The following is a 23,093-nucleotide window of genomic DNA, read 5'->3' on the forward strand; positions in this document are numbered from 1 at the left end:
TGTCGAGCGAGGCTCGCCGATCCTGCACCTCGGACCGGTTGATCACACAGCCGGCTGAACGCCGACGTCCGGCGCATCGCACGTCAACGGCGAATCCGCGCCGAGGCATGAGGAGCGACCACCCCATACTGCGATCGCAGTATGCAAGTGTCCGCGATCAGCGGATGTGCTGCGGCGGCCGAGGCCGGAGGCTCGAAGAGACCGATGCGTGCGCTTGTGCGCACCTCTGACCGCAAAGGACTCTTCATGGCACGACTGATAGCCCGACTCGGGCGCTTCTCGGCTCGACACCGGTGGGCGGTGATCGTCACATGGCTGGGAGTGCTGGTCGCGCTCGCGGTGGTCTCGATCTCGGGCATGCGCTTCAGTGATGGCGGCTTCGACGTCCCGGGCACATCTTCGAGCGAAGCCATGTCGGTGCTGGAAAAGGAGTTCCCATCAACCGACGACGAGCCGTCTGCTCCCGGCCTTCAGTTCGTCGTTCAGACACACGAAGGCGCGATCACCGATCCCGACAACCTGGCTGCGCTGACGACGGCCCTCGACGACGTACGCGCAGTGCACGGGGTCACGTCCGTGAGCGATCCGCTGGACCCGGCGCGGCCGTACGTTTCCGAGGATCTGTCCACCGCGGTGGCATCGATCGAGGTCCGCCACAATGCCGACTCGGAGGAGCTGCCGAAGGCGATCGACGCTATCGCGGAAGACCTGCGCGACTCCGGCATGACTGCGGAAGTGGGCGGCACACTGACCTCCGGCGCCCCCGAGATCCTCGGCCCGAGCGAGATCGTTGGGGCACTCCTCGCGTTCCTCGTGTTGCTCATCACGTACGGGTCCCTTGTGGCCGCGGGCGCCAACATGCTCGGCGCTCTCGTGGGCGTCGGCGTCGGCATCCTCGGAGTGCTGGCCTTCTCAGCGATCACCCCGATCGGCTCCCTCACGCCGATCCTCGCAGTCATGCTGGGGCTTGCGGTCGGAATCGACTACTGCCTCTTCATCTTGGCGAGGTTCCGATCCGAACTCCTCGCAAACGGCGAAGTCACCCAGGCGATCGGCCGGGCAGTGGGAACAGCCGGATCCGCGGTCGTCTTCGCAGGCGCCACCGTGATCATCGCCCTGACGGGCCTGACGGTGGTCGGTATCACGTTCCTCGGCGAGATGGGGCTCGCGGCAGCCTTCGCCGTCGCCATCGCCGTACTCATGGCACTCACCCTCCTTCCCGCGCTGCTCAGCCTCATGGGCACCCGCGCGCTATCGCGACGAGACCGCAGACTCATCGCCGATCCCCTCCACGAACCGATCCCTTCCCCGGCCGCCCATCAGCCCGCCGCAAAGGGCTTCTCGGCCCGGTGGGTACGGGCCGTCACCCGCCACCGCGTCTCGAGCCTGCTGGGAGGCACGGCGCTGCTCGCCCTGATCGCCCTGCCGGTGCTCTCGATGCAGACCACGCTGAGCACGCCGGGCGGAGAGGATCCCGACTCCACCCAGCGGGCGGCGTACGATCTGATCGCCGACGAGTTCGGCGACGGCGCCCAGGATCCCCTTGTCGTGCTGGTCCAACACGACGATGTCGAGGCGTCGCTTCCGTTGGTGACACGGCGATTGACCGATCTCGCGAGCGTCGCCATGGTGGTCCCGGCCGGCGTTTCGACTGACGGCGATACCGCCATGCTGACTGTCATGTCGGAGCACGGCCCGCTGGACGACCGCACGACCGAACTGGTGAAGAACATCCGCGCCGAAAGCGGCGAGATCGGCGACGCCAAGCTGCTGGTGACCGGCGCCACCGCCATGGGGCTCGACTCCGACGAACAGCTGAAGTCGGCGCTCGTGCTGTACATCGCGCTGATCGTGGGCCTGTCGCTGATCCTCATGATCGTGCTCTTCCGCTCGCTGCTCATCCCGCTCGTTGCAACCTTGGGCTTTCTGCTGTCGCTGGGTGCCGGTCTGGGCGCGACGGTGGCGATCTTCCAGTGGGGCTGGCTCGACTTCATCGTCCCCTCCCCGCAAGGAAACCCCCTCCTCAGCCTGCTGCCGATCGTGGTGACCGGAATCCTGTTCGGTCTTGCCATGGATTATCAGGTATTCCTGGTGTCGCGCATGCACGAGGCGCACGCGCGCGGATTGTCGCCGCTGGACGCGGTCCGAGCCGGGTTCCGCCACTCGGCCGGAGTCGTCGTGGCGGCCGCGGCGATCATGGCGGCGGTGTTCGGAGGCTTCGCGATGAGCCCGTCTTCCCTGGTCGGGTCGATCGCTCTCGCCTTGACGATCGGGGTGATCGCGGATGCCTTCGTCGTGCGGATGATCCTCGTGCCCGCGGCGCTCGCCCTGCTCGGCCGGGCGGCGTGGTGGATGCCGAGGTGGCTCGAACGAGTTCTGCCGACGATCGACGTCGAGGGCTCCGCACTCGAGCCGAGTTCGCCCCCGCTCAGGGCCGAGCCGGTCCGGGCCCGCGAAGCGGTGGGCGCCGGACGCTGACCGACCCGGCTCTCCGGTGGCCGCCGACCAGATGACGGCCACCGGAGCGCTGCCCGAGCCCCGCCCTGGCGGGCGCACAGATGACCGATGGGAGAATCGTGCGCATGAGCACGTCACCACGGACGCCCGGGCGTGCAGCCCGCCTCAGTCTGTGGGAACTGCTGCTGGACGTGGCAGCCACGATCGCCGGCGCCATCGAACTGGTGCGGATCGTGACCACGGGTTCGTGGATCACGCTGCCGATCCTCGTGCTGGCCGGTGCTGCCGTGGTGCTTCGACGACGGATGCCGGTGCCCTCCGCCGCGGCGGCGATCCTCGCCAGCGGACTCGTGCTCCTCGACCCGTCGGCAGCCGTTCCGATCTGGGTGCTCGCCGAGGTCGTGCTGTTCACGCTTGCGCTCCGCGGTCCGCGTCCCGCCGTCCTGACGGCGGGTGCCGTGCACGCTGCGCTCCTCTATGTGGGTGCCGTGGTCGTCTTTCGGGTGCAGCCCTACGAGGCGGTGGCACTGATTCTTCCGGTGTGGACCGCCGCCGTGATCGCCGCCGGTCTGGCGCTCCGCGCCAATGACGACTACGTCCGTGCACTCGAGGCACAGGCGCGTTCAGCGGTCGCGTTTCGAGACAGCGAGGTGCTCCGTCACGTCGGCGCCGAACGATTGCGGATCGCCCGGGATCTGCATGATTCCGTCGCCCACAGCGTCTCGATCATCTCGGTACACGCGGGAGCCGCCGAGCGTTCCCTCGAGCGTGACCCCGAGCGAGCGCGGGCTTCACTGCGGCAGGTGCGAACGTCGGCGCGCATGGTGATCGACGAGCTTCAGGACATCTTGACGGTGCTCCGCGGTCACGACCCGGCCGACGCGACCGAGGCCGTAGCCGGGATGGAGTCACTCGACGCACTCGTCTCGACGGCCCGGGCCGCCGGCGCGCAAGTGACGCTTCGCAACGCGGCACCGGCGGACCTCGACCGCTCCGTCAGCGTCGCGGTGTACCGCATCGTGCAGGAATCGCTGACCAACGCCCGCAAGCACGGCACCGACCCGATCGAGATCACCATCGAGCCTGCAGACGACGACCTGCACGTCACGGTCACGAATCCGCTCGCGCCGGATCACGCTCCAGGCGACGGATTCGGCCTGCTCGGCATGCGCGAGCGTGCGGCCAGCGTCCACGGATCGCTGCAAGCGCAAGCGAAGGGAACCGTATTCGTCGTCGTAGCGACGCTTCCGCTGCACCCCCACCAACGTGAGGAGGCTTCCGCATGATCACTGTGGCGCTTGCGGACGATCAGGCGATGATCCGCGCCGGTTTGCGGAGCGTTCTGGAATCGGCCGAGATCGGGGTCGTCGGCGAAGCGGCCGACGGGGCTACGGCGCTCTCGCTCATCCGCGCGGTACGGCCGCAGGTCGTACTCATGGACCTTCGGATGCCGGGCGTCGACGGTGTGGAAGCCACGCGGCGTATTCGCATCGATCCAACGCTGGCAACCGTCCGCATCCTCATTCTCACCACGTTCGACGGCGACACTGAGGTCGTCAGCGCACTCAGCGCCGGTGCCGACGGATTCCTCAGCAAGTCCGCCGAGCCCGAGGATCTGATCGACGCGGTGATGCGCACCGCGGCCGGCGAGTCGGCTCTGTCGCCGAGAGCCTCCCGAGCCGTGGTCAGCCACCTCGCCACCCAGCCGGCCATGCCCGAACCCGACCCCGACATTGCCGCCCGCGTGTCAACGCTCACCCCGCGCGAGCGTGACCTCGTGATCGCCGCGGCGACAGGGGACGACAACGCGACGATCGCGAGGCGGCTCTTCATCTCCCCGCTCACCGTGAAAACGCACCTGAATCGCGCGATGATGAAGCTCCACGCCCGGGACCGCGGCCAGCTGGTCGCCATCGCGTACCGCAGTGGCCTCTTCGACCGCCGGGCGTGACCGCGCGCGGTTAGAACTCGCCGATCGCTATGCCGAGTCGGAGGTAGAGGTCCGTGACTGCCTCGTTGTTCACCCGATAGGTGACCCATACACCCGAGCGCGACCCGCCAGCGGCCAAGGGCGGGTTGGCCAGCGCCGCGATCACGTTGGACATCTACAGTGACCTATTCGACGACGACCTCGACGGCGTCTCGTCCGCCCTTGACCGTGCAAGGACGAACAGCCTCGACCAGCCGTAGCGCTCGGATCGGGTTCGGTGATCCGCGGCTCGAACACTAGTGCGAACGCCGTGTGCTTCTCGGGAGGGTGAAGGCCTCACGAGCGGACTCGATCATTCTCGATCCGCCTCGTTTGTGGGCACGATGTGGGCACGGGCGGATTCCGGGGCAAAGAAGAGGCCCCGCGATCCCAGTGTTTCCAAGGGTTCGCGGGGCTTCGACAATGGCGGTGACGGTGGGATTTGAACCCACGGTAGGGGGTTACCCTACACAACTTTTCGAGAGTTGCACCTTCGGCCGCTCGGACACGTCACCGTCGTCGAGTTTACGACACGCGGACGGATGCCGCGAATCGGGCCCGCCATAGTCGCACCGGCCCCGGAGCGGGCGGTCACGCCGCCAGGAACCCCTGGTGGTGGTACCCGTCGGGATCGAGCACCGCGACGGTGGACTCCGGCACCTCGAGGAACACGCCGGGGAGGTCGTTGAGCGGCTCCGACACGACGACCTGGGCCCGGTCGCCGAACAGCGACAGTCGCTCGGCGTCGGGGTACATCGCGCGCAGGGTGGGCACGTCGGCGGAGTGGAACAGCGACCGCGAGCGCCCCTGCGACGAGTACCGGAACGCCCACAGCGTCTCGCCGTCCGATACGGCGATCGTCCCCTGCATCGGGAACTGCACTCCCGCGGCGTGACCGGCCTCCTCGACGCGACGGATCGCCGCGCCCACTGCGGCGACGGGGTCGTCGGCGAGACCGAATGTGAGCGCGAGGTGGAACAGCACCTCGGTGTCGGTCGTCCCCTGGATCGACGAGTACAGCGCCGAGTCGACCGCGAGTGCGAGGTCGCGCTTGATGAGCCCGAACTGCGAGATGGCCCCGTTGTGCATGAACAGCCAGTTGTCGTGGCGGAACGGATGGCAATTGGTCTGCTGGATCGGCGGGCCCGCGGCCGCGCGCACGTGCGCGAAGAACAGCGGGCTGAGAACGGCCCTGCTGATCTCGCGCAGGTTCTGGTCGTTCCACGCGGGCTCGATACTCCGGAAGACGAACGGATGCCGCGACCCTGGGGCATCCGCGGATCCCGTGCCGTCGACCGGGTACCAGCCGAAGCCGAACCCGTCGCCGTTGACCGTCTCCGCGCCCAGCGGCGAGTTCTGCGACATCGCGACGACAGAGTGCTGCGCGTCGAGGATGAGGGCGGCCGGTTGCAGCGGCTCCCCCGTGTAGGCCAGCCAGCGGCACATCGCAGCTCCCATCGCTCGTGCCGCCGCGCGGCGGCACTGCCGTCATCGTAGGGCGCCTCGATCGCGGCCGCACCCCTCCCGGCAGTACCCGCGGCATCCGTCGCCCTGCGAGACTTGCTGCATGGCGGTCATCGAGAACTCGAAAGTCACCATCGTCGGCGCCGGGAGCGTCGGCTCGAGCACGGCGTATGCGGCGCTGATCCGCGGGTCGGCACGGCACGTCGCCCTGTACGACATCGCCACCGAACGCGTCGAGGCGGAGGTGCTCGACCTCGCGCACGGCACGCAGTTCACCGGTTCCAGCGACATCACCGGCGGCAGCGACCTGTCGGTGGTCGAGGGCTCGCACGTCGTGGTGATCACGGCGGGAGCGAAGCAGGACCCGGGGCAGACCCGCATCGAGCTCGCCGGCGTCAACGCCGGGATCATGAAGAAGATGATGCCGCGACTGCTCGAGGCCGCCCCCGACGCGATCTACGTCGTCGTCACCAATCCCTGCGATGTGCTGACGGTGCTCGCGCAGGAGGAGACCGGCCTGCCACCCGAGCGCATCTTCGCCTCGGGTACCGTGCTCGACACCTCGCGCCTGCGATGGAAGCTCGCCGAACGCGCCGGCGTCTCGACCGGCAGCGTCCACGCGTACATCGTCGGCGAGCACGGCGACACCGAGTTCCCGCTGTGGTCGAAGGCGACCATCGGCACCGTGCCGATCCTCGAGTGGGTGACGCCGCGCGGCGACAGCATGACCGCCGACGAGCTCGACCAGATCGCGATCGACGTGCGCGACGCCGCCTACAAGGTCATCCAGGGCAAGGGCGCCACGAACTACGCGATCGGACTGTCGAGCGCCCGCATCATCGAGGCGATCCTCCGCGACGAGCACGCGGTCATGCCGGTCTCGCCCGTGCTGCACGACTTCCACGGCGTCGACGGCGTGGCCCTCTCGGTGCCGTCGGTCGTGAGCGCCGCAGGGGCGGTGCCGGTGCGCGAGACGCAGTTCGATTCCCGCGAGCTCGATCTCTTCCACCGATCGGCCGACGCGCTGCGCCAGGTCGCGGACTCGCTGCGACGCTGAGTCCTTCGACTCCGGGGGTCCGTGAGCCCGTCGACATCAGGGCATGTCGGTGGGCGAGCGCCGCACCTGCAGTCCACCCGAAGCAGACGGAGGACCCAGGTCCTTTGTGTCGGCCGGCAGGCGCCCGGTAGCGTCGGAGGGCATTTCGCGACTCGGGGGGGCTTCGTGCGTACACATTCTCTTTCATCCGGCATCCGTCTCGCCTCGGTGGCGTTCGCGCTGACGGCGACGATGGCGGTGGCCGGATGCTCCGGCCCGGCACCGGCGGCGACGTCGACGCCAACCGCGGCCGAGGGGGGTGAGCTCCCCGCCGCCACGGCGGCAGCATTGCAGGCGGCGCTCGATGACACCCGTGGCGACCAGTTCGCCGGTGTGGTCGCGCGCGTCGTCACGGCCGACGGCACCTGGACGGGGGCATCGGGTGCAGCCGCTCCCGATGGCGACAGGCCGCCGGCGCCCGACGACCACACACGCATCGGCAGTCTGACCAAGACCATGACGGCGACGATCCTGCTGCAGCTGGTGGAGGAGGGCCTGGTCTCGCTCGACGACCCGATCTCGCAGTACGTGCCCGACTCGCCCAACGGTGCGGCCACGCTGCGGCAGCTCGCCGACATGACCAGCGGCATTCCCTCGTACTCGCTCGATCCCGGCTGGCAGGCGACCTACTTCGGCGATCCTTTCCACGTCTTCACCCCTCAGGAGCTCCTCGACTCCGCCAAGGCCCTGCCGGTCGACGGCGCGCCTGGCGAGATCTGGAAGTACTCGAACACGAACTATCTGCTCCTGGGCATGGTGATCGAACAGGTGCTCGAGCAGCCGATCGCAGAAGTGTTCGACGAGCGGCTGTTCAAGCCGCTGGGGATGACCGACACGGTGTATCCCGACGGCTCCCCCGCGATCGACGAGCCGCACCTGGTGGGCATGACGAAACAGCGTGACGAGACCGGCCCGGCCGAAGACGCCACGGAGTGGAGCCCGTCGTTCGGCTCGACCGCGGGCGAGGTGATCTCGACGCTTGATGATCTCACCCTGTGGGCGCACGCCCTCTTCACTGGCGAGGGCGTCCTGGACGCGGCGACGCAGCAGGTGCGCCGCGATTCCATCCTCTCGTCGCCGCCGCCCAACGACGCCGAGTCGGGCTACGGCATCGGCTGGGGCGAGCGCGCCGATGGCTACTGGGGACACTCCGGGACGATCCCCGGATTCACGACCTCGGTCTTCCACAGTTACGACGACGACACCACCATCGTCGTCGTGGCGAACAGCGACGTGCCGCTCGCCTCGGGCGAAGTGCCGGCACCCGCCGTGTTCGAGGCCCTCGCGGCGGCGCTCGGCTGAGACCGGCCACGAGGAGGTGATGACGGATGCCTCGGCTCGAGGCATCCGTCGTCAGGCAATGTCGTCCGCCCGCCGTACAGTGAGGTCATGGCCGCAGCCCGACGCCCGACGCAGACCGCGCCCTATCGCTGCACCGAGTGCGGCTGGACCACGATCAAGTGGGTCGGGCGCTGCGGGGAATGCCAGCAGTGGGGCACCGTGGTCGAGGCCGCCGAGCAGACCGGCATCACGCGGTCGGTGACGCCGGTGTCGCCGGGCGCGGGGCGCGCGGCGCGGCCCATCACGCACATCGACACGACCGACGCGCCGCGCCGCACGACCGGCGTCGGGGAGTTCGACCGCGTGCTCGGCGGCGGGCTCGTCGCGGGCGTCGCGATCCTGCTGTCCGGCGAACCGGGGGTCGGAAAGTCCACGCTGTTGCTCGAGGTCGCGGCGCAGGCCGCCCGCGCCGGGCGGCGCGTGCTGTACGCGAGCGCCGAGGAGTCCACCGCCCAGGTGCGGCTGCGCGCCGAGCGCACCGGCGCATTGCACGACGAGCTGTACCTCGCGAGCGAGACCGACCTCGCGACGATCCTCGGGCACGTCGACGACGTCTCGCCCGACCTCCTCATCGTCGACTCGGTCCAGACCGTGTCCTCGGCGCTGTCGGAAGGCATGGCGGGGCATCCGTCGCAGGTCCGTGAGGTCGCCGCGACCCTCATCCGCGTCGCGAAGGACCGCGGGCTGCCGACGATCGTCGTCGGCCACGTCACGAAGGACGGCTCGATCGCCGGGCCCCGCATCCTCGAGCACCTCGTCGACGTCGTGTGTCAGTTCGAGGGCGACCGGCAGACGTCGCTGCGGTTCGTGCGGGCCCTCAAGAACCGCTTCGGCCCGACCGATGAGGTCGGTTGCTTCGACATGACCGGCGCCGGCATCGCCGAGGTCCCCGATCCCAGTGCGCTGTTCCTGGGGCACGGCAGCAGCGAGCCCGGCACATGCGTCTCGATCGCGCTGGAGGGCCGCCGCGCGATGCCGGTCGAGGTGCAGGCCCTGACGATCGACACGAAGGCGCCGAACCCGCGGCGGATCGTCAACGGCGTCGACGCTGCCCGCGTGGCCACAGTCCTCGCGGTGCTCGAGAAGCGCGCGGGCGTCACGACGTCCGACAAGGACGTCTACGTCTCGACGGTCGGCGGCGTGCGATTCACCGAGCCCGCCGCAGACCTCGCGATCGCACTCGCGGTCGCCGGCGCGGTGAAGGGCTGGTCGATCCCTCGGCACATCGCCGCGGTCGGCGAGCTCAGCCTCGCGGGAGAGGTGCGACCGGTGACGCAGGCTGCGCAGCGCCGCAGCGAGGCCGCCCGGCTCGGCTACCGCGACCTCATCGACGACCGCTCCGGCCGACTGCGCGGGGCTCTCTCCGACGTGCAGGCACGCGCCAAGGGCGCACCCGGCGACGACGTTCCCGAGTTCTGACGGCGGGAACCAGGGCCGAGCGCCCGCTCAGCGTCCGCGAGGACGGCGTCGACGCGGGTCGGCCAGGCCCAGGGCGATCGGGATCACGAGCCCGGCGGCGCAAACGATACCGACGACGAGGAATTCCACCCCGCGAGCGTACGACAGGTCGACGACATTCCGCACGGCGGCACCCCGCGTGTGGTGGACGGATGCCGCGACCCGTGTGCGCGGCTCGGCACGGTCGTCGGCCGGTCGATGCGTCAGGCGTCGAGCGCTGCGATGAGGTCGGTGGGCGACGCCTGCATCGGGTGCGGTCCCGCGATGTCGAAGAACACCGTCGTGATCTCGTGCTTGTGTGCACCAAGGAACGCCCGCAGCCACGCCGGCGACTGCAGCGCGACGCCGGGCGGCAGGGTCGCCGGCTTGTGAGCCGCGTCGCTGAAGAGGAGCAGCGCGACGTCTCCGGTGTTCGGGTCCCGGTACGTCCAGACCTCGCCGACGTCGAGCGGATTGTCACGGTCCCCCGGCCGCATGAGCGGCACCACCGTGGGCCCGTGCCGGAGGGCGAACGCGACCGCCGCCATGTCCTGCGTCTGCAGCGCGTCGGTCAGCTGCGTGTTGCGGAACTCGAGGGGCTCCTGCTTCTTCGCGCGCTTCTTTCCCGCCATCCCACCAGGTTAGAGGGCAACCCGGCGCGCGATCGCCGGCAGGTGTCACATCGGCCGGGCGCGTGGTGTCTTCATGTCGAGAGACAGACCCCAGGAGGTCATCATGAACGGCAGCCCCGGAGGCAAGGCACCTGTGAACGTCGTCGTCATCGGCGGAGGCTACTCCGGAGTCATGGCGGCGAATCGCCTCAGCGGGCGTGACTCGGTCGCCGTGACCCTCGTCAACTCGCGTCAGTCGTTCGTGGAGCGCGTGCGCCTCCACCAGCTGGTCGGCGGCTCCGACGACGCGATCGTCGAGTTCTCCGACGTGCTCGCGCCGGGCGTGCGGCTCGTCGTCGACACCGTGGAGCGGATCGATCGCGGCAATCGCGTGCTCGAGCTCGCGGAAGGCCCGGCGCTGGCGTACGACCGACTGGTCTACGCGGCGGGCAGCAGCGGCGGCCGGCCCACCGTGCCGGGCGCTGCCGATTTCGCGCTGCAGCTCGGCACGCTCGAGCAGGCACTGCATCTGCGCGGGGTTCTCGAGCGCACGCCGCTGACGTCTCCTGTCGCCGTGGTCGGCGGCGGCCCGCTCGGCATCGAGGCGGCGTCCGAGCTCGCCGAGCTCGGACGACCCGTCACGCTCGTGTGCGGCGAGGAACTCGGTCCGTATCTGAGCTCTGCGGCACGCAACGCCGTGGCGAAGAGGCTGAGGGCACTCGGTGTCACGGTGCTCAGCGGAGCCGGCGGGTCCGCAGCCGGGGTGACGCCCGACGGCGTGCGCCTCGCCGACGGCCGCGAGGTGCGGGCAGCCGTGACGATCTGGGCCGCGGGCTTCCGCGCCGCCGACCTCGCTCGCCGGAGCGGGCTCACCACCGACGCGGCGGGCCGCCTCGTCACCGACGACACGCTGACGAGCATCGACGATGCACGCATCGTCGCGACGGGCGATGCCGCATCACCGTCGCGGGCACCGCTGCGCATGAGCTGTCAGGCCGCGCTGCCGCTCGGCTCGCACGCCGCCGACACCGTCCTCGCCCGGATCGCGGGCAAGCAGCCTCGCGACTTCGACCGCGGGATCGCCGCGATGTGCATCAGTCTCGGCCGGCGCTCGGCGGTGTTCCAATTCGCACACGGCGACGACACAGCGATGCCCCTGTACGTGGGCGGCGCACTCGGCGCACGTCTCAAGGAGGCGGCATGCAAGAGCCCGATGTCACAGCTCGCGCACGAGGCGCGCAAGCCCGGCTCGCACCGCTGGCTCGTGAAGGATGCCGGGCGCGCCGAGCGCGCGCACACCTCGGCCTACCGAGCGCCGGCGCTGTCCTGAGCACCTACGCGAGGAAGCCGCGCAGCAGCGCCTCCGACCCGGCGAGGTGGTCGAGCACGGCCGCTTCGGCGGCATCCGGTCGGCCCGCGAGGATGGCGGTGACGATCCGCTCGTGCTGCGCGTTGGAGTGGTCGATGTTGCGCGGCAGCAGGGGGAACGTGTCGAGCCACTCGTTCACGCGGGCCCGGTTCTCTGCGGCGAGCGCGACGAGCGACGGAATGCCGGACAGCTCGGCGATCGTCAGGTGCAGCAGCGTGTCGAGACGGCGGTAGTCGGCTTCGGATGCCGCGGCCGCCGCCTCGTACCGGGCCCACAGATCGTCGCGCGCGGCCGCGTCGAGCGCCCGTCCGGCAGCCGCACGCGCGGCGCCCGCCTCGAGCACCCGCCGCATGCCGAGAATGTCTTCGAGGTCGGACGCGTCGACCTCGCGCGGATGCGGCGGCTCGGGCAGCGGCTCGGCGACGAACGTGCCGCCGTAGCGTCCCCGCCGCCGTACCAGGTATCCGGTGTCGGCGAGCTCGCGGATCGCCTCGCGCACCGTGTCGCGGCTCACCGCGTACAGCACGGCGAGCTCCCGCTCGGACGGCAGCGACTCCCCCGGCGCGACGACCCCCAGCCGGATGGTCTGCACGAGCCGCGCGACGGTGTCTTCGAGCGCATTGCCCTCGCGCACCGGCCGGTACACGGCCTTGCGCACCTCGTGCAGCGGCGCGTCGGTCACGGGGTACCCACCTTCACCTGAACAGAACTCCTGACGTTCCGCACAGCGGAGGCCCGGCACGGGCTCGCCGAGCCCGCTCTCGCCGGGAACTCAGGAGCTGCGCACACGATCGCGACCTTACAGCGGCGTCACATAGGCGTTGGTGATGCCGCCGTCGACGACGAACGCGGTGGCCGTGATGAATGAGGCGTCGTCCGACGCGAGGAACGCGACGGCGGCCGCGAGCTCTTCGGGCTCGGCGAAACGGCCCATCGGAACATGCACCAGACGGCGCTGCGCGCGCTCGGGGTCCTTCGCGAACAGCTCCTGCAGGAGCGGCGTGTTGACCGGCCCGGGGCACAGGGCGTTGACGCGGATCCCCTGCCGCGCGAACTGCACGCCGAGCTCGCGGGTCATCGCCAGCACTCCGCCCTTCGACGCGGTGTACGAGATCTGCGATGTCGCCGATCCCAGCAGCGCGACGAACGACGCGGTGTTGATGATCGAGCCCTTGCCGGCCGACACCATGTGCCGCAGCGCCGCGCGCGAGCACAGGTACACGCTCTTGAGGTTGACGTCCTGCACGCGCTCCCACGCCGGCAGCTCGGTCGTCTCGATCGAGTCGTCGTCGGCGGGCGAGATGCCGGCGTTGTTGAACGCGATGTCGAGGCGCCCGAACTCGGCGGCGACGCCGTCGAACACCTCGTTCACCTGAGCCTCGTCCGCGACGTCGACGCGGCGGAACACGCCGCCCACCTCGGCGGCCGCCGCCTCGCCGGTCGCCGGGTCGAGGTCGGCGATGACGACCTTCGCGCCCTCCGCCGCGAAGCGCCTCGCGGTGGCCAGGCCGATTCCGGACGCACCGCCGGTGATGACCGCCACACGGTCCCTCAGTCGCGCCGTCAGATCCATGTCTCTCCTTGTCAGTCCGTCGCGAAGAAGACGTTCTTCGTCTCGGTGAAGTGCTCGGCGGCGTCGGGGCCGAGCTCACGGCCGAGTCCCGACGCCTTCATGCCGCCGAACGGCGTCCAGTACCGCACCGACGAGTGCGAGTTCACCGACAGGACGCCGCTCTTCACCCCGCGGGCTACGCGAACGGCGCGACCGAGGTTCTCGGTCCAGATCGAGCCGGCGAGCCCGTAGATCGTGTCGTTGGCGAGGCGGATCGCGTCGGCCTCGTCGTCGAAGGGCAGCACGGCCACGACGGGGCCGAACACCTCTTCGCGCGCGATGCGGTCGCCACGCTCGGCCAACACGACGGTCGGCGCGAACCAGTACCCGTCGCCATCGGGGGCGGAGCCGCGGAAGGCGACGTCCGCGCCGTCGAGGAAACCCTGCACGGTGGAGCGATGGGATGCCGAGATCAGCGGTCCCATCTCGGTGCCCTCGTCTGCGGGGTCACCCACACGCCACGCCTGCACCGCCGGCTCGAGCAGCTCGAGGAACCGGTCGTACACCGACCGCTCGACGAGGATGCGGCTGCGGGCGCAGCAGTCCTGCCCGGCGTTGTCGAAGACGGCGCCGGGCGCCGAGGCCGCGGCCTTCTCGAGGTCGGCATCCGCGAACACGATGTTGGCGCTCTTGCCGCCGAGCTCGAGCGTCACCGGCTTGAGCTCGCGCGCGCAGCCGGCCGCGACATCCGTGCCCACCGACGTCGATCCGGTGAACACGACCTTGCGCACGTCGGGGTGCGACACGAATCGCTGCCCGACGACCGACCCCGAACCGGTGACCACCTCGAAGAGCCCGTCGGGCAGCCCGGCTTCGCGCGCGAGCTCGCCGAGCCGCATTGCGGTGAGCGGCGTGAGCTCGGCCGGCTTCAGCACGACGGCGTTGCCCGCCGCGAGCGCCGGCGCGAAGCCCCATGACGCGATCGTCATCGGGAAGTTCCACGGCACGATGATGCCGACGACGCCGTACGGCTCGTGGAATGTGACGTCGAGCCCGCCCGCGACCGGGATCTGCTGACCGCTCAGCCGCTCCGGCGCGCCGGCGGAGAAGTTCAGCACCTGCGCGACGTGCGACGCCTCCCATCGGGCGGACCCGATCGGATGCCCCGAGTTGAGCACCTCGAGCTGCGCGAGCTCCTCGACATGGGCCTCGACTGTGCGCGCGAACGCGCGCAGCGCGTCGGCCCGAGCGACCGGCGGCAGAGCCGCCCATGCCCGCTGCGCGACGACGGCCCGCACCACGGCGGCGTCGACGTCGGCCACGTCCGCGCGCGCCACCTCACGGATCGGCTGCGCGGTCGCCGGATTGATCAGGGTGAACGTGCTCACGGCGTGGTGACTCCTCGAGACGCGTAGACGGATGCCTCGGCCACGAGGCCCGCGAACAGCCGGCGGTCCTCGCGGTTCTCCTCGGGGTGCCACTGCACTCCGACGAGGTATCCGTCGCCGTCGGACTCGAACGCCTGCACGAGGCCGTCGTCGGTGCGCGCGGTCGCGACGAGGCCGTCGCCGAGCCGGTCGACGCCCTGGTGGTGGTAGCTGTGCACGTCGAGTCCGCCCGCGCCGACGAGGTCCGCGAGGCGGGACCCCTCGTCGACCCGCACCTCGTTGACCGCGAAGACGCCGCCGCCGATCCGGTAGCGGTCGGTGCCGAGCGCTTCAGGCAGGTGCTGGTGGAGCGTGCCTCCGCGCGCCACGTTGACGAGCTGGAGCCCGCGGCAGATCGCCAGCACCGGCATCCGTCGCTCTTCCGCGCCGCGGAACAGGGCGAGCTCCCACGCGTCACGGTCGGGGCGGGCAGGGTCGGTGAGCGGATGCCGCTGCGCGCCGTACAGCGCCGGGTCGACGTCGAGCCCGCCGGTGAGGATGAGCCCGTCGAGGCCATCGAGCACCGCGGCCGCCGCGAGGTCCGGATCGGGCTGGGGCGGCAGGAGCACGGCGATGCCGCCCGAGGCCGTGACGGAGTCGAAGTACTGCTGGGGCAGGAACGCGGCACGCACGTCCCACACGCCCTGCTTCGCCTGCTCGAGGTACGTCGTCAGACCGATGACGGGGCGCCGCATGCCGGTCGCCGGGTCAGAGCCGCTCGAAGCCACGGACCCTCTCCCAATCGGTCACGGCGGCGTCGAAGGCCTCGACCTCGATGCGCGCCTGGTTCAGATAGTGCTCGACCATGTCGTCGCCGAAGGCTGCGCGGGCGATGGCCGACTCGTCGAAGAGCCGCGCGGCGTCGCGCAGCGTCGTGGGCAGGTGGTCGACGCCGGACGTATACGCATTGCCCTCGAGCCGGTCAGGCAGCGGCAGCTCGTGCTCGATGCCGTGCAGACCGCCGGCGATGATCGCCGCGATGCCCAGGTACGGGTTGACGTCGCCGCCCGGCACCCGGTTCTCGACGCGCAGCGACTGACCGCGCCCGATGACGCGCAGCGCGCACGTGCGGTTGTCGAGCCCCCATGCGATCCCCGTCGGCGCGAACGAGCCCTTCGCGAAGCGCTTGTAGGAGTTGATGGTCGGCGCGTACAGAAGCGTGAACTCGCGCAGCGTCGCGAGGATGCCGGCGATCCAGTGCTCCATGAGCGGGCTGAAGCCGTGCGGGCCATCGCCCGCCATCACCGGCTCGCCGTCCTCCGACCGGACAGAGAGGTGGATGTGGCAGCTGCTGCCCTCGCGCTCGTTGAACTTGGCCATGAACGTCAGCGACTTGCCGTGATGACCGGCGATGGTCTTCGCACCGGCCTTGTAGATGACGTGCTGGTCGGCGGTCTCGAGCGCCTCGGCATAGCGGAAGGCGATCTCCTGCTGGCCCAGGTTGCACTCACCCTTGACGCCTTCGGTGTAGAGGCCTGCGCCGTCCATCGAGAGGCGGATGTCACGCAGCAGGGGCTCGAGCCGCCCGGACGCGAGCAGGTCGTAGTCGACGTTGTAGTCGGTCGACGGCGTGAGTCCGCGGTAGCCCTTGGCCCAGGCGTCCCGATACGTGTCGTCGAAGACGATGAACTCGAGCTCGGTGCCGGCGTACGGCACGAGACCGCGGCCGGCGAGACGTGCGCGCTGGCGGTTGAGGATGTCGCGCGGCGACTGTGCGACCGGGTCGCCGTTCTCCCACGTGAGGTCGGCCATCACCAGAGCCGACCCCGGATGCCACGGCACGAGGCGCAGCGTCGCCGGATCGGGACGGAGCATCATGTCGCCGTAGCCGGTCTCCCAGCTCGACATCGCGTAGCCGTCGACCGTGTTCATGTCGACATCGACCGAGAGCAGGTAGTTGCAGGCCTCTGCACCGTGCGGCAGCACCTCCTCCTGGAAGAGCCGCGCTGACACGCGCTTGCCGACGAGCCGGCCCTGCGCGTCGGGGAAGGCCACGATGACGGTGTCGATCTCACCGGCGGCGATCGCCGCGTCGAGCTGATCGACCGAGAGGTTGCCCGGCATCCGTCCTCCTCGTGCGCCGTCATCAGAGTCGTGAGCGCGGTCCCCCCGAACCGCGCTCACGGGATCACTCTAACCAGAAAATCGCACACAAAGGTAGACACAGCCCACCAATAGGCATCACAATCGGCGAAGGCGCATCGTCGCGCCACCCGAGTGCACGTCCGTATCCGAAGCCACGGAGGACCGATGTCCCACACGAGCAGTGCAACACCATCCCCGGACCGCGCCGCCAGGGCGTCGAGCGAGAGCTCCGCCAAGGTCGCCGGAGCGACCTATACGCGTGCCGGCCAGGACTACTTCGAAAAGCGCGGGCTCAAGCGCGCGGCGGGAGTATGGGGGCTGTGGGGGCTCGCCGTCGCCGCCGTCATCTCGGGCGACTTCTCGGGCTGGAACTTCGGCATCGACTTCGCCGGCTTCGGCGGCATGCTCATCGCCTTCGTCATCCTCGTGGCGATGTACTACGGGATGATCTTCTCGATCGGCGAGATGGCCGCGGCGATGCCGCACACGGGGGGCGCGTACTCGTTCGCCCGCTCCGCGATGGGGCCATGGGGCGGCCTCATCACCGGCGCGGCCGAGACGATCGAGTATGTGGCGACCACCGCGGTCATCGTCTTCTTCTCGGCGTCCTACGCCGACGCGATCACCTCCGAACTGCTCGGGGTGTCGCTGCCCGGATGGGTGTGGTGGGTCATCCTCTACGCCGTCTTCATCGCGCTCAACGCGGCGGGCGCCAGCATCTCGTTCAAGTTCGCGATCGTCGTCTCCGTCATCTCGATCGCGATCATCCTGGTGTTCTCGGCGATGGCGCTGTTCTCGGGCGCCTTCCAGTGGGCGAACCTGTGGGACATCGTCCCCGATCCGGGCCAGACCGAGTTCCTGCCGCACGGCGTGCTGCCGATCCTGTTCGCACTGCCGTTCGCGATGTGGTTCTTCCTCGGGATCGAGGAGCTGCCGCTCGCCGCGGAGGAGTCGCACGACCCGGTGCGCGACATCCCGCGTGCCGGATTCTGGGCACGTGGAACGCTCATCGTCACCGGCCTGCTGGTGCTGTTCCTGAACACCGGCGTGCTCGGTGCGGAGGCGACCGGGGTGGCGGCCGAGCCGCTGCTCGACGGCTTCCGCGCCATCGTCGGCGACGGGCTCGCGGCCGTGCTCGCGCTCTTCGCCCTCGTCGGCCTCCTCGCGTCGTTGCAGGGCATCATGTTCGCGTACGGCCGCAACATGTACTCGCTGTCGCGCGCCGGGTATTACCCGCAGTTCCTGTCGCTCACCGGCAAGCGCAAGACGCCGTGGGTCGCGCTCGTCGTCGGCGCGGTGATCGGCTTCGTCGCACTGCTCGTGCTCGATGTCCTGGCGAACATCGACCCCGACAACGCGGGCGCGGTCGCGGGCGCGATCGTTCTCAACATCGCGGTGTGGGGTGCGGTGCTCGCCTACTTCCTGCAGATGGTGTCGTTCATCATCCTGCGCAAGAAGTTCCCGAACGTGGACCGTCCGTACCGCAGCCCATGGGGCATCACCGGGGCGGTCATCGCCGCCGGGATCGCCCTGCTCATCTTCGTCGGCTTCCTGCTCAACGAGGCGTTCCAGCCTGCGATCGTGGCGATCGCGGTCGTATATGTGATCATCCTCGTCGGCTTCGCGCTCGTCTTCCGGCACCGGCTCGTGCTGTCGCCCGAGGAGGAGTACGCCATCTCGGGCGGCGTCCACGGCGACCCGCAGGCGGAGGGCTACGACGTGATGGAGACCCAGGTGTTCGGAGACGACAAGTCCTGAAGCGCGGAGGTAGCGAGGCCGAGGTGTGCTGGGGAGGCGGCTCGGCCTCGCTCTTCGCACGCACGGCCCCCTCGCGCTGCCCGAGGGCGGCTCGAGAGGGCCCATCGCTCACCGCGCAGACTCAGAAAGGCGCTCGCTGGGGCCGAGACAACTGTTGGGGACAGGCTTTTCGAGTCTGCTTCCGCGGGAGCTGAGGCCCACGATACGCCGGTGCATCGCGGGCGTCTGTCCCCCCTTCGGGGGACAAGGATGCCGCGTCCCCGCGGGCGTCGCAGGCTCGTGCGGGCCTCAGTAGAGCAGGAACTGCTTCGACTGGGCCGATGGGATGCCGCCGATCTCGACCGACAGGTGGTACGAGGCGCCGCCGCCCGGAGCCAGGGCTCGAGTCTGGTCGGCGCACGTGTCGACGGACGAGCGGGTGCGATCCCAGGTGAGCGGAGCGGCGCTCGAGACCGTCTGCCCCGCGCCCAGCAGCACGACCATGTCGCTGGGCTCGCTCTGGCAGTCCGTCGAGCGCCACCACACGTCGCTGCCGCTCATGACCGCGTACGACTGGGCGCTCGTGCCGACGTTGAGGGTGCAGTCGGCTCCGTTGTTGGTGAGCTTGATGAAGAACTGCGGATTCTCACTGCCGGTGTACGAGTCCTGGCTCGTGACCGCTTCGACGGTGACATCGCCCGCGGCGCAGGGCTGCGCGGTCGGCGTGGGTGACGGCGTCTCGGTCGTGGTGCCCTCAGTCGTGCCGTCCGCGGCGCCGGTCGCCGTCGGGTTCGGCGTCCCGCCCGACGGCACGGGCAGCGAATCGGCCGTGCTCTGCGACGCCGGATTCTCGTCGGCGGGCTTCTCGGTCGCCGCTCCGGCCCAGGGCCGCGCGATCAGCAGCCAAACGATCGCTGCGACGGCGAGCACCGCGAGCAGCAGCACGAGGCGCCGACGGCGATACACCGCCGGGGAGTGGCGTCGGCGTACGGACGTGCCGGTCATGAGACCAGGGTAGGCCGCGGCATCCGTCGTTCCCTGTCGGCGCGCCCGGACGGGCTGTCTCCCAGCCGACGGGAGGCCCGACTCGCTATTGTCGGACCGACCCCCAGGAGGACCCCATGAAGTGCCCCACCGATGGTTCCGTGCTCGTCATGAGCGAGCGCTCCGGCGTCGAGATCGACTACTGCCCGACGTGCCGCGGCGTGTGGCTCGACCGCGGCGAACTCGACAAGATCCTCGAGCGTGCCGCGCGCGAAGCCGGAGCCGCCCCCGCCGCCGCGCCGGCCGCGCCCGCTGCGCCTGCCGCACCCGCTGCGCCTGCATACGGCGGGCAGCCCGACTACCGCCAGCCCGATCCGCGCTACCCCGCGCCGCAGTCCTACGACCCGCGGTACAGCCAGCCGGGCTACGACCAGGGCTACCACCGCAAGAAGAAGAAGGAGCACTGGCTCAGCGAGCTGTTCGACTGAGCGCGCCCCCTCTCGGTCGGGCCCGCCTGCCCGTCAGAGCTGCTTGAGCATGCGCGTGTTGCCGAGCGTGTTCGGCTTCACGTGCGCGAGATCCAGGAACTCGGCGACACCCTCGTCAGGCGAACGGATCAGCTGCGAGTAGACGTCCGGATCGACCACCTGCTCGCCGATCGGCGCGAAGCCGCGGCGCGTGAAGAAGTCGACCTCGAACGTCAGGCAGAACAGCCGCGAGAGACCGAGCGTGCGCGCGTTGTCTTCGAGGGCCTCGACGATCGCTCGACCCACGCCGTGATGCAGCCAGCCGTCGACGACGATGAGCGTGCGGATCTCGCCCAGATCCTCCCACATGACGTGGAGGGCGCCGCAGCCGATCAGGTTCCCGTTCGCGTCCTCCGCGACCACGAACTGCTGCGTCGCCTCGTACAGCACGACGAGATCCTTGCCGAGCAGGATGCGCCGCTGCACGAACGGCTCGAGCATCGCCTGGATTCCACGGACGTCGCGCGTGCGCGCCGGCCGGACGGTGAACTCTGCCACGCATTCAGCCTAGGGGCGCGCCGCCGCCCTCACGCGACTGTCACAGCGCGGTGCGCCTTCCCATGAACACCGAGTCGACACCGCGCTCGAGTTCGACGAAGCCGAGGCGAGAGTACAGCGCGATGGCACGCGCGTTGTCGGCGCCGACATCGAGATGGATCCCTGGGATGCCACGGCGCGAAAGATCGACGAGCAGCTCGCGGATGAGGCGGCTGCCGAGTCCGCCTCCGCGAACACGGGGAAGCAGATCGATGTGAAGGTGAGCAGGGAACTGCGCTGCCACGCGTGCAGACGCGACGGGCGGTGAGTGGATCAGATCGACCACCTCCTGATCCGCGCGCGAGCGCCCGGCGAGCACACGCGGATAGTCCGAACGCAGCCCGGGCCACCACGATGATTCGCACCAGCGCGTGAAGGCAGAGGTGTCGGTCGCGCACAGCAGGTACCCCGCAACTCCGAGGTCGTCCACCACGACGACCGAGCGCGTCTTCGGCCCGACGACATACGGCCCTGCGTACACGTGCCCGAGCAGCTCGCGGGTCCGCCGCTCCCCCTCGGCAGGCATGCCGAGCTCGTCGCAGATCGCGTACACGGCGGGAAGGTCGTCGAGGCGGGCAGGTCGCACGAGCATGAGTCCGAGGATATCCATGCGCCGCGAGGGCATCGAAGGGCGGCTCGATCAGATCCAAGTGGTCTAGACTCTGACCCATCCCCAGGTCCGCAGCTGGTATCTCCGATGAGCCCGCGGCACACCAGTCCGCGTAAGAATATGCGCGTCAGAACGCGAACCGGTTGTGTAGCCACCCGTGATCACAACGTGATGAAGTGGTCTAATCACGACTTGCGAAGTGGAGCACCTTGAGTTCTACTCAGTGCCGTGATCCCCAACTCGAAGGTGACGACGCGCGAGCTGCTCCGCGGACGGCTGCGTGAGCTCGTCAGCGACTCCCGTGCCGGCACGCGACTGCCCGGCGAACGCGAGCTCGCAGCGGAGTGGGGAGTCGCACGCATGACGCTCAGAGCCGCTGTCGACTCTCTGGTCGCCGAGGGACTCCTGGAGCGCCGCCATGGCTCGGGCACCTTCGTCGCGTTCCGGCCCGTCCTCCGAATGCTCGGCTTGACCTCGTTCTCGCAGGACATGCGCTCTCGCGGTCTGGTCCCCTCGGCACGCGTTCTCGAGTTCAAGACCATCGAGGCCGACGTCGCCCTCGCCGGGCGGCTGCAGATTCCGACGGGCTCCCCCGTCTTCTCCTTCAGCCGGCTGCGGCTCGGCAGCGACGAGCCTATGGCCATCGAGAACGTGCGGATCCCTGTGTCGTTTGCGCCGCACCTGACGGCGGCCGACCTCGAGGGCTCGCTCTACGACGTCCTCGCCACGCGCTACAAGATCGTCGCGAACGCCGCAAGCGTCGTCATCGAGCCGACGCTCGCCGACGAGCGTTCGCGCGCGTTGCTCGAGATCGACGAGACGCAGGCCTGCCTCCGCCTCCGAATGGTGGACGCCGACCGAGCCGGGCGCGTCGTCATGCTCGCCTCATGCCTGTACCGAGGCGACAAGTACCAGCTCCGCGCCGAGGTGACGGGCAGCCCCGCGACATTCGACCGCGGCGAGGTGGCGTCGTGACCGGCCGGCCCGATGCCGTCCTGGCCGTCGACGGCGGTCAGTCGACCGTGCGCGTCCGCCATTCGAGCGGAGCGGTCGGCGATGCGCCGGGAGTGAGCTGGGGCCGGGCCGACACCGTCGCCGCGACCGCCGACGCGATCATCGCGGCCTGGCGAGCGGCCGGCGCACCGGCAACGCGCACCGCGGTCCTCGGCCTGACGACCGTTCCAGAAGGAGCGGGCGAGCGCGACCGCCTCGCGCAGCTCGTTGCCGCAACGGGGGCCGAACGCGTGCTGATCTGCGATGACGGCATCACGAGCCACGCGGGCGCCCTCGGTGGCGGATGGGGCGTCGTGCTCGCAGTCGGCACGGGCGTCGCCTGCGTCGCGCGCGCGCGGACCGGCGGAGCCACGTTCATCGGAGGCCACGGCTACCTGCTCGGAGATGAGGGCGGTGCGTTCTGGATCGGTCGCGCGGGCCTCGCGGCCGCCCTCCGCGCGGTCGAGGGCCGCGGCATCCCGACGAGTCTGCAGGCGTCCGCCGAAGTCGCCTTCGGCGACCTCAGCACGGTGCACATACGGCTCCACGCCGATCCCCGTGCCGTCGACGAGATCGCCCGGTTCGCGCCGGCCGTCATCCGCGCCGGCCGACAGGAGGATCCCGCCGCACGGGAGGTCCTCGACCGTGCTGTTGCGGAGCTGACTGCGAGCGTCGAAGCCGCGTGGGTCGCCGCCGGCTCCGAAGACGGCACGCCGCTGGCCGTCGTGGGCCGGCTGGCTCAAGAGCTGAGCCCGGAGCTCGATGAGGCACTGCGCCGTCTCGGCGACCGGGTCGATCTCGAGCCGCCGCTCGGTGGGGGCATCGACGGCGCCGAGCGAATCGCGCTCGACGCCTCCGCGTACGGCACGGCCGTACACGTGTGGACGAGAGGCTGAC

General features: G+C 70.0%; 21 protein-coding genes and 1 tRNA gene. 11 read left to right on the forward strand and 11 right to left on the reverse strand.

Going from position 1 to position 23,093, the window contains the following annotated elements; genetic code table 11:
• The first annotated feature begins 246 nt into the window (after window positions 1-246).
• The 3 genes from AC3ANN_RS15195 to AC3ANN_RS15205 all read left to right on the forward strand — a co-directional run bounded on the left by AC3ANN_RS15195 (window position 247) and on the right by AC3ANN_RS15205 (window position 4,408).
• Window positions 247-2,478, forward strand: coding sequence for an MMPL family transporter (locus AC3ANN_RS15195; RefSeq protein ID WP_488338224.1), 2,232 nt, complete (start codon window positions 247-249; stop codon window positions 2,476-2,478).
• Between the two features lie 104 nt (window positions 2,479-2,582).
• Window positions 2,583-3,743: a sensor histidine kinase gene (locus AC3ANN_RS15200; RefSeq protein WP_488338225.1), complete on the forward strand. Its 1,161-nt coding sequence runs from the start codon at window positions 2,583-2,585 to the stop codon at window positions 3,741-3,743.
• On the forward strand, window positions 3,740-4,408 hold the full coding sequence (locus AC3ANN_RS15205; protein ID WP_488338226.1) for a response regulator: 669 nt from the start codon (window positions 3,740-3,742) through the stop codon (window positions 4,406-4,408). Before AC3ANN_RS15200 ends, AC3ANN_RS15205 begins: the two co-directional genes overlap by 4 nt.
• 442 nt (window positions 4,409-4,850) lie before the next feature.
• Here AC3ANN_RS15205 and AC3ANN_RS15210 read toward each other — a convergent pair.
• Together AC3ANN_RS15210 and AC3ANN_RS15215 are read right to left on the reverse strand one after the other, a co-directional pair.
• Window positions 4,851-4,941 (reverse strand) — tRNA-Ser (locus AC3ANN_RS15210).
• A gap of 76 nt (window positions 4,942-5,017) precedes the next feature.
• Window positions 5,018-5,884, reverse strand: a complete 867-nt coding sequence (locus tag AC3ANN_RS15215; protein ID WP_488338227.1) for a class II glutamine amidotransferase — start codon at window positions 5,882-5,884, stop codon at window positions 5,018-5,020.
• Between the two features lie 109 nt (window positions 5,885-5,993).
• On the opposite strand from AC3ANN_RS15215, the gene AC3ANN_RS15220 reads away from it, so the two are divergent.
• The 3 genes from AC3ANN_RS15220 to radA all read left to right on the forward strand — a co-directional run bounded on the left by AC3ANN_RS15220 (window position 5,994) and on the right by radA (window position 9,746).
• Window positions 5,994-6,947 (forward strand): L-lactate dehydrogenase, encoded by a 954-nt coding sequence (locus tag AC3ANN_RS15220; RefSeq protein WP_488338228.1) that lies wholly within the window; start codon window positions 5,994-5,996, stop codon window positions 6,945-6,947.
• A gap of 207 nt (window positions 6,948-7,154) precedes the next feature.
• On the forward strand, window positions 7,155-8,288 hold the full coding sequence (locus AC3ANN_RS15225) for a serine hydrolase domain-containing protein (RefSeq protein WP_488338229.1): 1,134 nt from the start codon (window positions 7,155-7,157) through the stop codon (window positions 8,286-8,288).
• A gap of 87 nt (window positions 8,289-8,375) precedes the next feature.
• Entirely contained in the window at window positions 8,376-9,746 is a 1,371-nt protein-coding gene (radA, locus tag AC3ANN_RS15230) for a DNA repair protein RadA (protein WP_488338230.1), read from the forward strand.
• Between the two features lie 242 nt (window positions 9,747-9,988).
• Here radA and AC3ANN_RS15235 read toward each other — a convergent pair whose 3' ends face one another.
• A complete protein-coding gene (locus AC3ANN_RS15235; protein WP_488338231.1) occupies window positions 9,989-10,396 on the reverse strand; it encodes a dehydrogenase in 408 nt (135 codons plus the stop codon).
• A 103-nt stretch (window positions 10,397-10,499) separates the two neighbouring features.
• Here AC3ANN_RS15235 and AC3ANN_RS15240 point away from each other — a divergent pair, with 103 nt between their 5' ends.
• Window positions 10,500-11,705, forward strand: coding sequence for an NAD(P)/FAD-dependent oxidoreductase (locus AC3ANN_RS15240; RefSeq protein ID WP_488338232.1), 1,206 nt, complete (start codon window positions 10,500-10,502; stop codon window positions 11,703-11,705).
• A gap of 4 nt (window positions 11,706-11,709) precedes the next feature.
• Here AC3ANN_RS15240 and AC3ANN_RS15245 read toward each other — a convergent pair whose 3' ends face one another.
• The 5 genes from AC3ANN_RS15245 to AC3ANN_RS15265 all read right to left on the reverse strand — a co-directional run bounded on the left by AC3ANN_RS15245 (window position 11,710) and on the right by AC3ANN_RS15265 (window position 16,787).
• A complete protein-coding gene (locus AC3ANN_RS15245) occupies window positions 11,710-12,426 on the reverse strand; it encodes a FadR/GntR family transcriptional regulator (RefSeq protein WP_488338233.1) in 717 nt (238 codons plus the stop codon).
• A 117-nt stretch (window positions 12,427-12,543) separates the two neighbouring features.
• Window positions 12,544-13,317: a 3-oxoacyl-ACP reductase gene (locus AC3ANN_RS15250; protein WP_488338234.1), complete on the reverse strand. Its 774-nt coding sequence runs from the start codon at window positions 13,315-13,317 to the stop codon at window positions 12,544-12,546.
• 11 nt (window positions 13,318-13,328) lie between these two features.
• Entirely contained in the window at window positions 13,329-14,684 is a 1,356-nt protein-coding gene (locus AC3ANN_RS15255; RefSeq protein WP_488338235.1) for an aldehyde dehydrogenase family protein, read from the reverse strand.
• Window positions 14,681-15,451, reverse strand: coding sequence for a gamma-glutamyl-gamma-aminobutyrate hydrolase family protein (locus tag AC3ANN_RS15260; protein ID WP_488338236.1), 771 nt, complete (start codon window positions 15,449-15,451; stop codon window positions 14,681-14,683). The genes AC3ANN_RS15255 and AC3ANN_RS15260 overlap by 4 nt, the downstream gene beginning before the upstream one ends.
• Complete coding sequence (locus AC3ANN_RS15265; protein WP_488338237.1) at window positions 15,432-16,787, reverse strand: glutamine synthetase family protein; 1,356 nt, start codon at window positions 16,785-16,787, stop codon at window positions 15,432-15,434. Before AC3ANN_RS15265 ends, AC3ANN_RS15260 begins: the two co-directional genes overlap by 20 nt.
• A gap of 186 nt (window positions 16,788-16,973) precedes the next feature.
• On the opposite strand from AC3ANN_RS15265, the gene AC3ANN_RS15270 reads away from it, so the two are divergent.
• Window positions 16,974-18,566, forward strand: coding sequence for an amino acid permease (locus tag AC3ANN_RS15270; RefSeq protein ID WP_488338238.1), 1,593 nt, complete (start codon window positions 16,974-16,976; stop codon window positions 18,564-18,566).
• Window positions 18,567-18,854: 288 nt separating this feature from the next.
• On the opposite strand, the gene AC3ANN_RS15275 is transcribed toward AC3ANN_RS15270, so the two are convergent.
• Entirely contained in the window at window positions 18,855-19,550 is a 696-nt protein-coding gene (locus AC3ANN_RS15275) for a hypothetical protein (protein ID WP_488338239.1), read from the reverse strand.
• 116 nt (window positions 19,551-19,666) lie between these two features.
• On the opposite strand from AC3ANN_RS15275, the gene AC3ANN_RS15280 reads away from it, so the two are divergent.
• Window positions 19,667-20,017 carry a TFIIB-type zinc ribbon-containing protein gene (locus tag AC3ANN_RS15280; RefSeq protein ID WP_488338240.1) on the forward strand — a complete coding sequence of 117 codons (351 nt, stop codon included), beginning with the start codon at window positions 19,667-19,669 and terminating at the stop codon, window positions 20,015-20,017.
• A 33-nt stretch (window positions 20,018-20,050) separates the two neighbouring features.
• On the opposite strand, the gene AC3ANN_RS15285 is transcribed toward AC3ANN_RS15280, so the two are convergent.
• Window positions 20,051-20,554, reverse strand: coding sequence for an amino-acid N-acetyltransferase (locus AC3ANN_RS15285; protein ID WP_488338241.1), 504 nt, complete (start codon window positions 20,552-20,554; stop codon window positions 20,051-20,053).
• Window positions 20,555-20,594: 40 nt separating this feature from the next.
• Window positions 20,595-21,185, reverse strand: coding sequence for a GNAT family N-acetyltransferase (locus AC3ANN_RS15290; protein WP_488338242.1), 591 nt, complete (start codon window positions 21,183-21,185; stop codon window positions 20,595-20,597).
• Between the two features lie 246 nt (window positions 21,186-21,431).
• Between AC3ANN_RS15290 and AC3ANN_RS15295 the strand changes: the two genes are divergently transcribed.
• Window positions 21,432-22,178: a GntR family transcriptional regulator gene (locus AC3ANN_RS15295; protein WP_488338243.1), complete on the forward strand. Its 747-nt coding sequence runs from the start codon at window positions 21,432-21,434 to the stop codon at window positions 22,176-22,178.
• The gene (locus tag AC3ANN_RS15300; RefSeq protein ID WP_488338244.1) at window positions 22,175-23,092 is read left to right on the forward strand and encodes a BadF/BadG/BcrA/BcrD ATPase family protein; all 918 of its coding nucleotides are present in this window, start codon (window positions 22,175-22,177) and stop codon (window positions 23,090-23,092) included. The genes AC3ANN_RS15295 and AC3ANN_RS15300 overlap by 4 nt, the downstream gene beginning before the upstream one ends.
• Window position 23,093: the final 1 nt, after the last annotated feature.

This window comes from Microbacterium sp. STRO-2N, assembly GCF_057747775.1.